9 protein-coding genes are annotated in these 16230 nt (G+C 64.2%); 4 read left to right on the top strand and 5 right to left on the bottom strand.

Features of this window, described 5'->3' with window-relative positions; all coding sequences use genetic code 11:
* Positions 1-14 precede the first annotated feature (14 nt).
* From NKJ00_RS04505 to NKJ00_RS04495, 3 genes are read left to right on the top strand one after another with little or no spacing between them, the layout of a single operon-like run.
* Complete coding sequence (locus tag NKJ00_RS04505; RefSeq protein WP_352629072.1) at positions 15-1049, top strand: SIS domain-containing protein; 1035 nt, start codon at positions 15-17, stop codon at positions 1047-1049.
* On the top strand, positions 1046-2251 hold the full coding sequence (gene nagA, locus NKJ00_RS04500; protein ID WP_352628924.1) for an N-acetylglucosamine-6-phosphate deacetylase: 1206 nt from the start codon (positions 1046-1048) through the stop codon (positions 2249-2251). The genes NKJ00_RS04505 and nagA overlap by 4 nt, the downstream gene beginning before the upstream one ends.
* A 33-nt stretch (positions 2252-2284) precedes the next feature.
* Positions 2285-4324 carry an ABC transporter ATP-binding protein/permease gene (locus NKJ00_RS04495; protein ID WP_352628922.1) on the top strand — a complete coding sequence of 680 codons (2040 nt, stop codon included), beginning with the start codon at positions 2285-2287 and terminating at the stop codon, positions 4322-4324.
* Between the two features lie 21 nt (positions 4325-4345).
* On the opposite strand, the gene NKJ00_RS04490 is transcribed toward NKJ00_RS04495, so the two are convergent.
* From NKJ00_RS04490 to NKJ00_RS04470, 5 genes are all read right to left on the bottom strand, one after another.
* Positions 4346-5860, bottom strand: coding sequence for a malonate--CoA ligase (locus tag NKJ00_RS04490; RefSeq protein ID WP_128305143.1), 1515 nt, complete (start codon positions 5858-5860; stop codon positions 4346-4348).
* A 177-nt stretch (positions 5861-6037) separates the two neighbouring features.
* Entirely contained in the window at positions 6038-6778 is a 741-nt protein-coding gene (locus tag NKJ00_RS04485; protein WP_128305144.1) for a GntR family transcriptional regulator, read from the bottom strand.
* Between the two features lie 410 nt (positions 6779-7188).
* Complete coding sequence (gene rpe / locus NKJ00_RS04480) at positions 7189-7866, bottom strand: ribulose-phosphate 3-epimerase (RefSeq protein WP_023810869.1); 678 nt, start codon at positions 7864-7866, stop codon at positions 7189-7191.
* Between the two features lie 216 nt (positions 7867-8082).
* Positions 8083-11820, bottom strand: coding sequence for a DUF7929 domain-containing protein (locus tag NKJ00_RS04475; protein WP_352628920.1), 3738 nt, complete (start codon positions 11818-11820; stop codon positions 8083-8085).
* Between the two features lie 10 nt (positions 11821-11830).
* Positions 11831-13816: an NHL repeat-containing protein gene (locus tag NKJ00_RS04470; protein ID WP_352628918.1), complete on the bottom strand. Its 1986-nt coding sequence runs from the start codon at positions 13814-13816 to the stop codon at positions 11831-11833.
* A gap of 490 nt (positions 13817-14306) precedes the next feature.
* Between NKJ00_RS04470 and dnaK the strand changes: the two genes are divergently transcribed.
* Positions 14307-16223, top strand: a complete 1917-nt coding sequence (gene dnaK, locus NKJ00_RS04465; protein ID WP_023810872.1) for a molecular chaperone DnaK — start codon at positions 14307-14309, stop codon at positions 16221-16223.
* Positions 16224-16230: the final 7 nt, after the last annotated feature.

Raw genomic sequence — 16230 nt, 5'->3', positions numbered from 1 at the left:
CGACAGAGCCGACCATGTCGGCAGAAATGACCCATATGCGGCGCGAGATCGAGGAGGTCCCGCAAGCGGTCGCCCGCCTGCTCGACGGCTCCGGCGCCGTGCTGACCGAGGCCGGGCGCGGCATCCGCGAACGCGACCCGCAGTTTGTCGTCACCGTGGCGCGCGGCTCGTCTGACCATGCCGCCACCTTCATGAAATATGCCGTCGAACTGACCGCCGGCCTCGCCGTCGCATCGGTCGGACCGTCCATCGCCTCGATCTATGGCCGCAAGCTCAGGCTGGCCGGCTCGGCCTGCCTGGCGATCTCGCAGTCGGGCAAGAGCCCCGATATCGTCGCCATGGCCGAGACGGCACGGGCGGGGGGGGCGCTGACCGTCGCCATCACCAACACCGCCGATTCGCCGCTGGCGCGTGCTTCGGACTATGCGATCGATATCCTGGCCGGCCCCGAGCGCAGCGTGGCGGCCACCAAGACCTTCATCAATTCGGCCGTCGCCGGCCTCGCTCTGATGGCGCACGCCACCGGTGACGATGCGCTGTTGGCCGCACTTGCCCGCCTGCCGGAGCATTTCGGCAAGGCGATCGCCTGCGACTGGATGAGCGTGCTGTCTGAGACGATCGAGAAGCAGAAATCGCTGTTCATCCTCGGCCGCGGACCGTCGGCGGCGATGGCCAATGAGGCGGCGCTGAAATTCAAGGAAACCTGCGGCATGCATGCCGAGGCCTATAGTGCGGCCGAAGTCATGCATGGCCCGCTGGCGCTGATCGGCCCCGACTTTCCGGTGCTGGCGCTGGCCGCGCGCGATGCGTCCGAACCGTCCATTGCCGAGGCCGCCGACAGCCTGGCGGCCAAGGGCGCGCCGGTGTTCGTCACCTCCGCACTAGCCCAGCGCGCCGTGCGCCTGCCGCATGTCGCTACCGGCCATCCGCTGACCGATCCGCTGACGCTGATCGTCTCCTTCTACATGTTCGTCGAGGCCTTTGCCCGCCATCGCGGTCTCGACCCGGACACGCCGCGCAATCTTCGCAAGGTGACGGAGACAGTATGAGCGATCGCTTTGCCCTGACTGGCGCCCGGATTTTCGACGGCGACGACTGGCATGAAGGTCACGCACTTGTCGTGCGCGACGGTCTCGTCGAGGCCATTTTGCCCACGGGCGCCGTCCCCTTGGATATCCGCGTCGTCGATACCGACGGCGGCCTGCTGACGCCGGGCTTTGTGGATGTACAGGTCAACGGCGGCGGCGGCGTCATGCTCAACGACCACCCCGATGTCGCTTCCATCGAGACCATCTGCCGCGCGCACGCGCCCTTCGGCACGACGGCGCTGCTGCCGACGCTGATCACCGACACGCCTGCAATCACGGCCGCCGCTATCGCCGCCGGCGAGGCAGCGGCGCGCCAGAAGGTGCCTGGGTTTCTCGGGCTGCATCTCGAAGGCCCGCATTTGTCGGTTGCCCGCAAGGGTGCGCATGATCCGGCGCTGATCCGGCCGATGACGGACGCCGACCAGGCGATGCTGATCGCGGCGCGGCAAAAGCTGCCGGTGCTGCTCACCACCATAGCGCCGGAATCCGTCGAACCGGCGCGTGTCTCGGCACTCGCCAAGGCCGGCATCGTCGTCAGCCTTGGCCATTCCGACACCGGCTACGCCACCGCCAGTACCTTTGCCGAGGCCGGCGCCTCGATGGTCACCCATCTGTTCAACGCGATGAGCCAGATCGGCAATCGCGAGCCCGGACTGGTCGGCGCGGCCATCGACATCGGCAGCTTGTCGGCCGGTCTCATCGCCGACGGCATCCATGTCGATCCGGCCACGATCAAGATCGCGCTGCGCGCCAAGCAAGGTCCCGGCAAAATCGTGCTGGTCACCGACGCCATGGCGACAATCGGCACCGACATGACGTCGTTCACGCTCAACGGCCGCACCATCTATCGAAGGGATGGCAGCCTGAGGCTCGCCGACGGAACGCTGGCGGGCGCCGATCTCGATATGATCTCGGCCGTTCGTTTCATCCACCGCGTCGTCGGGGTCGAGCTTTCCGAGGCCTTGCGCATGGCCTCGCTCTATCCGGCGCAAGCAATCGGCCAGTCGCACCGGCTGGGCCGATTCGCCAACGGCACGGCCGCGGACATGGTCGCGCTGTCGGACGATCTCGACACGAAGGGCGTCTGGATCGGCGGCGAAAAGGTTTTTGCGGCCGGTTCCGCCACTGCGTTGATTTCAGGTTCAAGTCGGCTGACGTCATGAAACCTTTTGATTTTGAGGTCGTTGTCGGAGCGTATGTCCGAGGCGAAACCCAAATTGAAACAGGCCGACGGCATCAAACCGCGCGGTGCCTTGAAGCCGCGACAGCAAGCGCCGCGTGACCAGAGGCCACGCCACGAGGAGTTGCGCGAAAAAAAGCCGTCGGCCGCCGAAGCTGCCCCCGAGGTCGACGGCCAGCCGGGACCGCCACCGGAGGCTGTCGAGCCCGATCCGCAACTGACGCTCGAAGAGGCCGAGCAGGCGCGCAAGAAATATCTGCTGCGGCGTTTCTGGATCAGCGCGCGCGGTTACTGGAGCCGGCGCGGCGACCGGCTCGCCTGGCCGTTCACGATCGGGGTTTTGCTTCTAATCTGCATCAATATCGGCTTCCAGTATGGCATCAATGTCTGGAACCGCTCGATGTTCGATGCGCTCGAGCAGCGCAACGCCCGCAGCGTCTACTTCCTCAGCGCGGTATTCGTGCCGCTGGTGATCTGCAGCGGCAGCCTTGTCGTCGCGCAGGTTTACCTGCGCATGACGATCCAGCGCCGCTGGCGTTCCTGGCTGACCACCGCGGTCATTGCGCGCTGGCTGGCAAGCGGTCGCTACTACCAATTGAACCTCGTCGGCGGCGACCACCAGAACCCCGAGGCCCGCATGACCGAGGATTTGCGCATCGCCACCGAGTCGCCGGTCGATTTCATCGCCGGCGTCCTCAACGCGTTCCTGTCGGCCTCGACCTTCATCGTCGTGCTGTGGACCATCGGCGGCGCGCTCACCCTGCCGATCGGCAGCGAGAGCATTACCATTCCCGGCTTCCTAGTCATCACCGCGATGATCTATGCCGCCATCACCTCGACCTCGATGGTGGTCATCGGCCGCCATTTCGTCCGGCTCTCCGAGCAGAAGAACCAGGCGGAAGCCGAATTGCGCTACACGCTGACGCGCGTGCGCGAAAACGGCGAGAGCATCGCCTTGCTGGGCGGCGAGGAGGAGGAGCGCAGCGGCATCGACAGGAATTTCGGCCATGTGCTCAGGCAATGGGCGCTGCTGACGGGCCAGCACATGCGCACGGCGGCGGTGTCGCAGGGATCGAGCCTGTTTGCGCCGGTCGTGCCGATCCTGCTGTGCGCGCCAAAATTCCTCGAGGGCTCGATGACGCTTGGCGAGGTGATGCAGGCAGCGTCTGCCTTTGGCATCGTGCAAGGCGCGTTCGGATGGCTGGTCGACAACTACCCGCGTCTTGCCGACTGGAACGCCTCGGCGCGGCGCATCGCCTCGCTGATGATGTCGCTCGACGGGCTCGAGCGTGCGGAGCAGAGCGACGCGCTCGGACGCATCCAGCACGGCAAAACCGAAGACGGTGCGATGCTCAGCCTCGACGATCTCTCCGTCACGCTCGACGACGGCACCTCCGTGGTCAAGGAAACCGAGGTTGCGATCGAACCGGGTGAGCGCGTGCTGGTGGCTGGCGAATCCGGCTCGGGCAAGTCGACGCTGGTGCGGGCCGTTGCTGGCCTGTGGCCATGGGGCGGCGGCAGCGTCAATTTCCACGCCGACAGGCGACTGTTCATGCTGCCGCAACGCCCCTACATCCCCTCGGGCACGCTTCGCCGCGCGGTCGCCTATCCCGCGGCGGCGGACAAGTGGACGATCAAACAGATCAAGGCCGCCCTCGACGAGGTCGGCCTTGCCTATCTTGCCGAAAGGATCAAGGAAGAAGCGCCATGGGACCAGACGCTGTCGGGCGGCGAAAAGCAGCGCCTCGCCTTCGCGCGCCTGCTGCTGCACCGCCCCGATATCGTCGTGCTGGATGAAGCAACCTCGGCGCTCGACGAGAAGAGCCAGGACACCATGATGGCGACGGTGATCCGCGAATTGCCTGATGTCACCATCATCAGCGTGGCGCACCGGGCCGAGCTGGAAGCCTTCCACAGCCGCAAGATCACCCTCGAACGGCGCGAGGGCGGCGCCAAGCTTGTCAGCGACATCAATCTCGCCCCACGCAAGCGCAACCTGCTGAAGCGCGCCTTGTGGGGTTCCGGCAGTCGGGCCGAAAGGCCGCGCAAGGAGTAAGGCGCCCCTGCCCCAGCGCAACTATGATGCGTATATGTCCTTGTAGGTATCGCGCAGCAGGTTCTTCTGTACCTTGCCCATGGTGTTGCGCGGCAGCTCATCGACGAAGATCACCCGTTTCGGGTGCTTGTATTTCGCCACCCGTCCGGCGATGGCGCCGAGAATTTCGGCACCGGTGATCCGCGATGACGGCGCCCGCACGACGACAGCGGTGACGCCCTCGCCGAAATCCGGATGGGCAACGCCGATGACGGCGCTTTCGCTAACCCCGTCGAGGGCGTCGATCTCGCTTTCGAGTTCCTTCGGATAGATGTTGTAGCCGCCCGATATGATCAGGTCCTTGCCGCGGCCGACAATGTGGACGTAGCCGTCGGCGTCGACCATACCGAGATCGCCGGTGATGAAAAAACCGTCGGCGCGGAATTCCGCCTTGGTCTTCTCCGGCATGCGCCAATAGCCGCCGAAGACGTTGGGGCCTTTGACCTCGATCATGCCGACCTCACCCTGCGCAAGTGCTGCGCCGCTGTCGGGATCGGCGATGCGAAGCGTGACGCCGGGCAAGGGGAACCCGACCGTACCGGCGCGCCGCTCGCCCTCATAGGGGTTCGAGGTGTTCATGTTGGTCTCGGTCATGCCGTAGCGTTCGAGGATCGCGTGGCCGGTGCGCTCGCGCCAGGCCTTGTGCGTCTCTGCCAGCAGCGGCGCCGAACCGGAAATGAACACGCGGATGTTTTTCGCCGCCTCACGGTCCAGTCCATCCTGCTGCAGCAGGCGTACGTAGAAGGTCGGCACACCCATCAGGGCCGTGGCACGCGGCAGCAGCGAGACGATGCGGGCCGGATCGAACTTCTGCTCGAACAGCATCGAGGCGCCGGCCATCAGGACGACGTTGGTGGCGACGAACAGGCCGTGCGTGTGGAAGATCGGCAATGCGTGGATCAGCACGTCGTCTCCAGTGAAACGCCAGTGCTCGACCAGCACGCGCGCGTTCGAAGCAAGGTTCTCGTGGCTGAGCATGGCGCCTTTCGAACGGCCGGTGGTTCCCGACGTGTAGAGGATTGCCGCGAGGTCATCCGACCCGCGCGCCACGTCATGAAAATCCGTCGGCAGCCGCGAGGCCTGGTCGGTCAGCGATCCCCGGCCGTCGCGGCCGAGCGTGACGGTGATGGCGCCCGTCTTTTCCGCCAGCGCGCCGATGTCGGCCGCTCTTGCCGGGTCGCAGACGACCAGGCGTGGTTCCGCGTCGCCGAAGAAATACTCCAGCTCGGCCAATGTGTAGGCGGTGTTGAGCGGCAGGAAGACGGCGCCGGCTCGCAGGCAGGCGAGATAGAGCATAATCGCTTCCGGGCTCTTCTCGACCTGCACGGCAATGCGGTCACCGGGCTCGACATCCAGTTGCAAGAGCGCATGCGCAAGCTGCGCCGAGCGGGCCAGCATATCGCCATAGGTGAGCAAGCGGCCATCATCGGTCTCCATCAGCAAGCGCGCTGGCGCCGGCATCCGGGACCGGAACGCATCGAACAGATGATTGCTCATGAAGACTTCCTGGGGTGCTACGGCGCTGAGCATGCGCCTGTCGCGGCATGCCTCGGCGGCGAGAGTTCGCGGTTCTTGGCCGCGCCGTCAAGCCCGCCGACAGCAGTTCACGCCAGCCGCTCTCCACGCAGGCTGAGCGCAAGAAACGAGCGCAAGAGACCCGCCAGGAAACGACTGCTATCGCCGAGCGCGTTTGCCGGCGAGTTCCTTCGTTTCGTCGTCCTGCTCGAAGCGCTTCATGCACATGGCGGCAGTCAACCGGTAGTGGTTGAGCAGTGCCTCGACGGCACCGTCGGCATTGCCGTCCAGGGCACATTCGGCGATCAGGCGATGCTCGCCGAAATCGTCGCGCTGGACGCCTTCGCCATCATTGGCCATTTGCCGGTAGCGATAGGCGTGATCGGAGAGCTGGTCGCAAAACCCCACCAGCCATTGCGACCGGCAGGCCGAAATCAGCACCCTGTGAAAGATGCGATGCAGCCTCTCCCAATCGGGATTGAGCGAGACGAGGTTCTGCGGCGAAAAACGTGACGCACGGCCCAGGCGATGCAGCGCCAGCACGAGTTGTTCTTCCCATTCGGCGGTGCGGTGGACGATGGATTCGCGAAGCGCCCGCTCCTCGAGCCAGCAGCGGGTGCGCGTCAGCTCTTCGAGTTCCGGCGCACTGACCGGCATGATGAAGAAGCCGCGCTGGTCGTGCCGGCCGAGAAGTCCTTCCGAGGCGAGGCGATTGAGAGCCTCGCGGACAGGTGAGGCGCCGGCCCCATATTTGGAGACAACCCATTCGACCCGCAGTTTGCTCTCGGTTTCAAGGACACCGCCGAGAAGATCGTCCCGCAATTGCTGATAGACCGTACTCGCAAGCGTGCTCTTCGGTCCCGCAGCGTCGTCGTTCAGATTGGCAGCTCCGTATGTCATAGCGACTCCTTGTCCCCAAGACTTGGCCTGGGCGATTCGAGTCTGAAAGCATTCGCCGTCTCGTACTTGTACCATACAGCGCGAGCATTCGCCTGCTCAAGCAGAAGATCACGCTATTGTACTTTAGCACGAAGGAATATGCGGCATTCCGGAGCTCAATGCTGTAATTCCGCGCATTTTCACAACCTGTGGAAACTTAACATGTTTTGTATGCACGCAGGAGAATCTGTCTTTCTGTTCTTTTGTATGCGCGCGAGATCAACTGTCTGCTTTGGGCATAGGCCGGCGGACCTTGAGACCGAATCAGGCAACCGCTCAGCCCGATGCCGTTGCGCATCAGATTTTCACAAGCCCCGCCCGGGACCAGAACCTTAGCCGGCATGTCGGGCCGACCGCGGGAACACCGCTGGTCAGCCGGCTGCGTTGTCGGCTGCCGTCCTGATCGCCTGGATGTTCTGACGATAAGCCTCGACGCTGCCGCCTTTGAAGATGGCGGCGCCCGCCACCAGCACGTCGGCGCCGGCAGCGGTGACCAGCGGCGCGGTCTCGGCTGAAACACCGCCGTCGATCTCGATGCGGATCGGCCGGCCGCCGATCAGGGCCTTGACCCGCTTCACCTTGTCGACGACCGCCGGGATGAAGGCCTGGCCGCCGAAGCCCGGATTGACGGTCATGATCAGGATCAGGTCGAGCCGGTCGAGCACGTATTCGACCACGCTTTCCGGCGTCGCCGGATTGAGCGACACACCGGCCTTCTTGCCAAGGTTCCTGATGGTCTGCAGCGAGCGGTCGAGATGCGGGCCGGCCTCGGCATGGACGGTCAAACCGTCGCAGCCGGCCTCGGCGAAAGCGGCCAGATAGGGGTCGGCCGGGGCAATCATCAGATGGCAGTCGAAGAAGGCCTTGGTGCGGTTGCGGATCGCCTTGATCACCGGCGGGCCAAAGGTGATGTTGGGCACGAAATGCCCGTCCATCACATCGAGATGGATCCAGTCGGCGCCTGCCGCCGCCACCGCTTCGACCTCATCGCCGAGTTTGGAAAAATCCGACGCCAGCACCGATGGTGCAATCAGGGTCTTTCTGCTCATGGGTGCGGCCTTTCCGAGTGTCCTTCTCGTTCGGCCACCCTATCGACTGCCTAATGCGCCACAGCCGACTTGTCGAGGGTGCAGGCGCGGGCACCGCGCAGGCTGACGTGCCAGCATCCCCGATCACGTGCGGCCAATTCCCGCTTGCCCCCACAGCTACGAAGAAAAACCCGCCGAATTGCTCCGGCGGGTTTCTGGTTTCGTGTCGAGCAGTGGTTATTGCTGCTGGAGTTTCAGGATTCTGTCTGGAACCGGATCCTGTTGCTGTTCGACCTGCGGCCTGCGCCGTGGCAATACCTGCTGCAGCAGCAGGCCGGGGTTGAGCTCCAGCGACGGTTGTCCGCGGACGGGCCGGCAGTTCGGATAGCGCCCGATCGTGCCTTCCGGGCAGCGCCGCCTGATGATCGGCTGGCATTGGCCATTGATCATCTGCGAGCCCGGTGCGCATTCCACCTCCTGTCTGGGCTTGCGGCATGCGCCGTTGATCACCTGCGTCCCACGCGGACAGACACACTCGCCACGCTTGTTGTGGACCTGGCCGCGTATGTCGCATTGCTCTTGCGCCGGCTGCTTGCGCCGGCAGGCATTGCCCCGCACCTCGGTACCCCTCGGGCAGACACAATTGCCGTTGGTGTCGTGGACCTGACCACGGATGGTGCACTGGTCAGGCTTTGGCCGGATCGGACGACAGGCGCCGTTGCGCACCTCGGTCCCTCTCGGGCAGACGCAGTCTCCATCCGCGTCGTGAACCTGACCACGGATCGTGCACTGCTCAGGCTTTGGCTGGATCGGGCGGCAGGCATTGCCCCTGATCTCGGTTCCCCTGGGGCAGACACAATCGCCATCCGCATTGTGGACCTGGCCACGGATGGTGCACTGCTCGGGCTTGTCGGTCCTGACACATCTGCCGTTCTCGAGCCCGGTTCCGCGTGGGCAGACGCAACGGCCGTCCTCGGTGCGGATCTGGCCTTCGAGCAGCACACAGCGCTTCGGCTGTTCCGGCTTCGGCACGATACCACCGCCCGGCGAGCACTGGCCGTTGCGGTAGGTGGTGCCTTCCGGGCAAACGCAGCGGCCGGCATCGTTCATGACGAAGCCTTGCGAGCATTCCTTCTTCGTCTCCTGGCCAATGGTGAAGGGATGGCAGGCATAGGCCTTGCCGCGATCGCCCTCGATGTTGGCCTGGTCGTCGGAAAGCACGTCGCCACCGCCTTGCACCCGTGTGTCGGGAGAGAGCACGCCGACGCAGTTCTGGCCGCTGACATTGCCCTGCAGATTGGCCAGGCGACCGTCGTCGGGAATGACCACGGTGACATGGTGCACCCGGCTTTCGCCGGCGCCGAGCGACAAATTGGCAATGCAGGATAGTGGCAAGATTGCCGGTTCCGGCGAACAGCCAAAGGGCGGATCGATCGACGTGATCTCAACGCCTTCCAGCCTGCCGAGACCCTCCACGCCGATCGCATCGCCAATGCGGACCGGCCCGGAGAAGGGGGTCGTTCCGTCATTGGTGATGGTGATCTCGAACGAACAGGGTTGGCCGAGCCTGCATTCACGGTCGCCGGTCTTTTCGACACGGATGGTCGAAGAACCGCCGCCCTTGGCGCAGGCCTGGCCAAAGGGATAGACGACATCGTCGCCCGGTGCCGGCCCATAGGAGCCGCGCGCGCAGTTTTCGAACGCGCCATTGGCCGAGACCGTCACGTCGAAGTGGCGGCTGGTTCCAGGTACCATGACGGCACCGGGAATCTGGCACGACAGCGCGTTGGCCGGAACCGGTCCACACGCCCATTCCGCACCGTCAGGGGTGACGGTTTGGATCTGGACAGGCGCGCCGCCGGCAACCAGCGTGGCGGCATCGTTGACCCGCACCGGGCCGGTGGGGGCAGCGGTGCCAAGGCTGATGACGGTGATGCGGCAAGAGATGACCGCAGCGCCGGCGAGCGAGCCGTTGCACACCTTGGTGATGCGCAAGGTCGGCTTGCCGCCATTGGGATGACGGAAGCGTTCCTTTGCGCAGGCCTTGTTGTTGGTGAGATCGTTTTCACCGGGGATGGGCTTCACCGTCGCGCAATTCTCGACAGTGTCCGACTGGTAGCCGGCCGGCATGACCGCCTTGACGACGATCGGCGTCGAGCCGCCCGGAGGCAGCGAGATGCCCGCATGGTCGCAGCGGAACAGGCCGGGACCTGTCGGTACGCAGGTCCATGGCGGGCTTGGGCCGAAGGTCGAGGAGGCCGGCGCGCCGGCCGGGTAGCTGTCGATCACCGTCAGCGGCCCGTTATAAGTCGATGTGCCGTTGTTGATGATGTCGATCACGAAGTGGCAGATGCCGTCGGCCGTGCAGACCGGGACGCGGGCACGCTTCTTCAGGATCAGGTCGACCTTCTTCTCGACCGGCGGCCGGCAGTCGCGGTCACGATCGCCACGCCGGCAGATCGGGATCGAGGCGCAGCCGCGATCGTTCGACTGGCTGCCGAACAGCGGCTTGCCGCTGGCGCCGTAATTATAGGTGGCGCAGTTACGCAAGACGCTGCCTTGCCAGCCTCCGGCCGGCTTGAAGCCGAGCTTGAGGTTGACGGAGGCCCCCGGATTGAGCGTGGTTACTGGGTAGGTGCAAATCATCGGGGTGGCGCCGGGTACGCAGACCCAGGGCGGATTGGGTCCTGAATCGAGCGTCGATCCGGCCGGCAGCGTCACCTCGTCGAGCACGATCTTGCCGTGGTAGGCACCGGTGCCGACATTGGTGACCCTGATGGTGAAGTCGCAGCCGCCACCCATCGTGCAACGCGTCACGTCGGCGCGTTTCTCGACCTTGAGGTCCGGCTCCTTGTCCTTGGGCGGGCACCTCTGGTCACGCGGGATGACGATGTCGATCGTCTGCGTGCAGCAAAGGCCCCAGCCTTCCTTCGGACCGGCATAGGTTTCGATGCCGGTGACGATGAGGTGGATGACGTCGCCGGGCGATGCGCCGACGATCTTCCAGTTGAGCACACCGCCGCCCGCCGGCACCAACTGGGTGTCGGGGATGATGGTGACGCCTGATGTGGTCGTCGACACCTGCACCCACTTGCCGCCCATCTCCGGGCCGACCGGCATATGGTAGATGAAGGCGCCGCCGCCGGGCACGCAGTCCACCGTGCCGCGTTCCACCTTGAAGCATTCCCGGTCGGGAGGCGGTGGCCGCTTATCACAGTTGGTGAGGTCGATCTTGATCGAGGTCTTGGCCCCGGACTTGTAGTCGCCATCGTCGGGCTTGCCCGGATCCTGCGACGGGATAATGGTCCCAGGGCCGGCTCCGTTGCTGACCTTGATCACACCCTGGTTGTCGATCACGGTCGGCGAAGGAAACGCCGCATGGTCGATCTTGGCCGTGATCTGGAAGTTGATGACGCGTTCATTGGCGGCACCGGCGCCGTCGAGATCAGCGGCGGAGAGCCGGAAATTGGACACCGTTGCCGTGTCGTTCGGACCGGCCGAGGTGCTGATCGAAACGCCGGGCAATGGTCCGCCCGAAGCGTCCGTGCCGTCGCCCGACACATTCGCGCTGACGATCGAAAGGCCGTGTGGAAGCTGGTCCTTGAACTCGATCTTGAGCGTTTTCAGCAAGGCTGTCAGGTCGGCGAAGGCTTGCGCATCGCCGCGCAGGCCAAAGCTCAGGGAGTAGACGACATAGTCGCAGCTCCGCTGGGTGCCTTTCTTGGTGAAGAAGGGCACCGCCCGCTCCGGCCTCGGATTGACGATCTTCGAATTGTCGAGATCGAGCCTCAGTTCCGGGGTGATCGGGGCGGCGTCTTCCGCGTGGCTTGCCACAGGGGTGAACATGGCGACCGCGATACCGGCCGCCATCAGCCAGCGCGCGCCGCGCCTGGCGTATGACAGGGGTTTCATGATCGTCTCCATGACGGTTTCTTGAGTGTTGGTTGCGAGCGGGGAGAGTGCGAGATTTTTCATCTTCCCCTCCTCAACGTTCGCAGCTGACGGCTGGGGTTCGGAGCGGCAAGATCATCTTGCAGCAAGGGTAGTAGCCACCCTTGTCCTTGTCGGACTTCCTGTAGAAGCAAAGTCCAACATCCACTCTGTCGCCCGGATAATGGCCGGTGATGTCGACCGTGTAAGGCTTGCCGGGCGCATGCGACTGGGATGATGTCACCCCGACGCCTGGCGTCCTGGACTTTGTCTCATTCGAAGGTTGGGCCTTGATCGAATCGCCGCCGAAGCCGGCATGGTCATGGAGATAGAGATCGGCCTGGAGGCCACGAGGCGTACAGTAATACCTGATATCCTCGACATCGATGCACGGGGGCAGGTTGCCGGGTGGTGGGAAATCCGGCGGGTAGAAGGGGGGCAGGTAGCCGCCCGGGATTTCCTCGTAATAGCCGGCGCGGCCTTCGCAAGGGCGCCAGACGGCAACGTCGCCGACATGGCCCTCGACCTCCGGGTCTTCAAAATAACCGTCGAAATCGACGAACCAGGAGCCGAAGGGCGGCACGTTGGCCGGCTTGACCAGCTCTTTCGGCGTGATCTGCACGCCATGCACGGCCAGTGGCCCGCCGGCGGCGAGCTGTTCGGCGAGTGAAGGATTGTCGCGCAGCTTGTCGCCTGTGTTGACCAGCGTCTGCGTGCACACAGACGTGTCGAGATTGCCGTCGGCATCATAGCCATATTGCAGGTCTAGACCGCCGGCCGACTGCCGGTTGTCCTGCGGGAAACCGACCGCATATTCCTGCGGCACTTCGACCCAGACCGATTCCGTTTCCGGATCGTCCGGGTTCTCTCTGAAGTAGCGGATGACCTCGCCTTTGCCGGAATCGGCGAACTGGCTGTAGTCGTAGCGGTTCTCGACTGGGCCGCGCTGGGCCAGGTACATGAAGCCGCTATTGTCGAAGGCGATGTCGGTGACGGCGTAGTCCTTGTCGGCCTTGACCGTCAGTTCCCAGCGCGGGTCGCCGGCAAAACTGCCATCGCGGGCAATGCCCACCGACCAGATTTCCGACTTTTCGCCGACCGAGTAGTAGAGCCGGCCGCCATGGTAGGAGACGCCCCAGACGCGGCGCTCATCCTGCGTGTAGCCCCAGCTGTCGGGGTCTTCGCTGTCGAAGGCCGCGCCCTTTATGTCCATCACCGAACCATCGTCGGCGACTGGAGCAAGCCCATGCGCGGGACGGCCGGCAACGCCGTGATCGAAGCTGTCGATCAGCCTGCCTTCGGCGTCGATGCGATGGATCAGGCCGGTATCGAGATCGGACGCGAAGAACTCGCGGTGAGTGGCGTCGAAAGTGAGATTGCCGATGCCGGGACCGCTGTTGGTGTCGATGTCGGCGAATTTGGAGACCTGGCCGGTGATGCCGTCGATCTTCCAGACGGTGCCCGGCCCGCCGCCGTTTTCGGTGCCGAACTGGCCATCCATGAAGGTGGCGCCGGCAGCGCCGCGGCGCTGCCGCTCGGGACGGCCGTCATCGTCGGCGTCCGGGGTTACGATACGGATGCCGTGCAGCGAGGTGGCGCCGGCATAGAGATTGGGAATGCCCGATGGAACGCCGTCGCGCATGCCGTCATCGTAGGTGACGCCGAACACCTGGCCGACCTGCTCCGCCGTCACCTCGAAGGGCGGTGGCGTGTTGACGAGCTGGCCGGAGGCTGGCCCACCCAGACGTGAGACGTCGAACACGCGCAAGGTAGCGCGCGTGGTGTCGATGAAGGTTTCGTCGACCGGATCGACGCCGGGCGGCAAGCCCCCTTTTTCGGAATCAGGGGGGTCGAAATTGGGAATGATGGTGCCGGAGAATCCGGTCACCGCCATCGAACCGGGATAGATGATCCGGGTTTCCTGCGCCTGGGCGGCGCCCAGCCACAGGCCGAATGCCAGCGCCAGCAACCCGCCTGGATGCACAGTGCGGCGCAAGCCGCCATCAAGAGACGACACGAACGAGCCGCGGATGCGAGACATGACACTACCCCCCGTAGTCGACGGGAGAACGTCGGGTCTGGCCGCGCAAATCAGGGCAAGGCGCGGCGGTCCGGCTCGTTCTTCCCTGATCGAATTGTCTGCTTTCCTCAAGATGACGATACGCCTGCTCTTACGCAGGGTCAACGGAATCAACAGAAAGCCCAGCGCATCGACCTCGTCCCGAAGGCGGTGGTCGCGCCGAGCTCCTGTTGTTCCCGGAGACCTGGGAGCCTCTGGGTTATTGGTCATGGGGGGCTTCCTTTCCGGGCCGCACCATGCGGCACCTGGAGATCAGTCGCAGGCGGAGGTGGAAAGGTTCATGGAAGCCTTGCGCAGAATGCTTGCGCGCGATGCCGCCTGTTCTTATATACGCGCCAAGCCGTTCGGCGCCGGAATGCCGGTTGCCGGAACGGGATTTCTTGTGAACAGGGGCTTTCGTCGGAACGCCTGTACGGGTCCTGAGAGCCTGCTTAGCGGAGAGACTAGAAAAATGGCAAAAGTAATCGGTATCGATCTCGGCACCACCAACTCGTGCATCGCCATCATGGATGGCAAGGAGCCCAAGGTGATCGAGAATGCGGAAGGCGCGCGCACGACGCCTTCCATCGTCGCCATCTCGGGCGACGACGAACGTCTGGTCGGCCAGCCGGCCAAGCGCCAGGCGGTCACCAATCCTGAAAACACCATCTTCGCGGTCAAGCGCCTGATCGGCCGCCGCTATGACGATCCGGTGACGGAGAAGGACAAGAAGCTTGTCCCCTACAAGATCGTCAAGGGCGACAATGGCGATGCCTGGGTCGAAGCCGGCGGCAGGAAGCAGTCGCCCTCGCAGATTTCGGCCATGATCCTGCAGAAGATGAAGGAGACGGCGGAAGCCTATCTCGGCGAAAAGGTCGAGAAAGCGGTCATCACCGTTCCAGCCTATTTCAACGACGCCCAGCGCCAGGCGACCAAGGATGCCGGCAAGATCGCCGGCCTTGAAGTGCTGCGCATCATCAACGAGCCGACCGCGGCAGCGCTTGCCTATGGCCTCGACAAGAAGGAAGGCAAGACCATTGCCGTCTATGACCTTGGCGGCGGCACGTTCGACATTTCGGTGCTCGAAATCGGCGACGGCGTGTTCGAAGTCAAGTCGACCAATGGCGACACCTTCCTCGGCGGCGAGGATTTCGACATGCGCCTGGTCGAATATCTGGCGGCCGAGTTCAAGAAGGAACAGGGCATCGACCTGAAGAACGACAAGCTTGCCCTGCAGCGCCTCAAGGAGGCGGCTGAAAAGGCCAAGATCGAGCTGTCGTCGACCACCCAGACCGAAATCAACCTGCCCTTCATCACCGCCGACGCGACCGGGCCGAAGCACCTGACGCTGAAGCTGACGCGCGCCAAGTTCGAGCAGCTGGTCGACGACCTGGTCCAGCGCACGATTGCCCCTTGCAAGGCTGCATTGAAGGATGCCGGCCTGAAGGCCGGCGAGATCGACGAAGTCGTCCTGGTCGGCGGCATGACCCGCATGCCCAAGATCCAGGAGATCGTGAAGCAGTTCTTCGGCAAGGAGCCGCACAAGGGCGTCAATCCGGATGAAGTCGTCGCTCTCGGTGCCGCCATCCAGGCCGGCGTGCTGCAGGGCGACGTCAAGGACGTGCTGTTGCTCGACGTGACGCCGCTGTCGCTCGGCATCGAGACGCTGGGTGGCGTGTTCACCCGCCTGATCGAGCGCAACACGACGATCCCGACCAAGAAGAGCCAGGTGTTCTCGACGGCCGAGGACTCACAGTCGGCCGTGACCATCCGGGTCTTCCAGGGTGAGCGCGAAATGGCCGCCGACAACAAGGCGCTCGGCCAGTTCGACCTGGTCGGCATCCCGCCGGCGCCGCGCGGCGTGCCGCAGATCGAGGTCACCTTCGACATCGACGCCAACGGCATCGTCAATGTTTCGGCCAAGGACAAGGGCACCGGCAAGGAACACCAGATCCGCATCCAGGCATCGGGCGGTCTTTCGGACGCCGACATCGAGAAGATGGTCAAGGACGCCGAGGCCAACGCCGAGACCGACAAGAAGCGGCGTGCGCTGGTCGAGGCCCGCAACCAGGCCGAAGCGCTGCTGCATTCCTCGGAGAAGTCACTGAAGGAATATGGCGACAAGGTTTCGGAAGGCGAGCGCACGGCGATATCCGACGCGATCGCGGCGCTGAAGACCGCGACCGAAGGCGACGACCCGGCCGACATCGAAGCCAAGAGCCAGGCGCTTGCCGAGGCTTCGATGAAGCTTGGCCAAGCCATGTACGAGGCTTCGCAGAAGGAAGCGGCGGAAGCCGACGCCAAGGCGGATGCCGCCAAGGACAGTGACGTTGTCGACGCCGATTTCGAGGAAATCGACGAGGATGACGACAAGAAGAAGTCGGCCTGAACCGTTT

This window comes from Mesorhizobium sp. M0227 (assembly GCF_040321855.1).
In the GTDB taxonomy this organism is placed as follows: domain Bacteria; phylum Pseudomonadota; class Alphaproteobacteria; order Rhizobiales; family Rhizobiaceae; genus Mesorhizobium.
This window is presented reverse-complemented; position numbering and strand designations above follow the sequence as displayed.

What these genes read in the sequence shown, in the direction of transcription:
- rpe (WP_023810869.1), bottom strand. Translation starts at nt 7,866, where the DNA reads ATGAGCAGAAAGACCCTGATTGCACCATCGGTGCTGGCGTCGGATTTT.
- NKJ00_RS04485 (WP_128305144.1), bottom strand. Translation starts at nt 6,778, where the DNA reads ATGACATACGGAGCTGCCAATCTGAACGACGACGCTGCGGGACCGAAG.
- NKJ00_RS04490 (WP_128305143.1), bottom strand. Translation starts at nt 5,860, where the DNA reads ATGAGCAATCATCTGTTCGATGCGTTCCGGTCCCGGATGCCGGCGCCA.
- NKJ00_RS04505 (WP_352629072.1), top strand. Translation starts at nt 15, where the DNA reads ATGTCGGCAGAAATGACCCATATGCGGCGCGAGATCGAGGAGGTCCCG.
- NKJ00_RS04470 (WP_352628918.1), bottom strand. Translation starts at nt 13,816, where the DNA reads ATGTCTCGCATCCGCGGCTCGTTCGTGTCGTCTCTTGATGGCGGCTTG.
- nagA (WP_352628924.1), top strand. Translation starts at nt 1,046, where the DNA reads ATGAGCGATCGCTTTGCCCTGACTGGCGCCCGGATTTTCGACGGCGAC.
- dnaK (WP_023810872.1), top strand. Translation starts at nt 14,307, where the DNA reads ATGGCAAAAGTAATCGGTATCGATCTCGGCACCACCAACTCGTGCATC.
- NKJ00_RS04495 (WP_352628922.1), top strand. Translation starts at nt 2,285, where the DNA reads ATGTCCGAGGCGAAACCCAAATTGAAACAGGCCGACGGCATCAAACCG.
- NKJ00_RS04475 (WP_352628920.1), bottom strand. Translation starts at nt 11,820, where the DNA reads ATGAAAAATCTCGCACTCTCCCCGCTCGCAACCAACACTCAAGAAACC.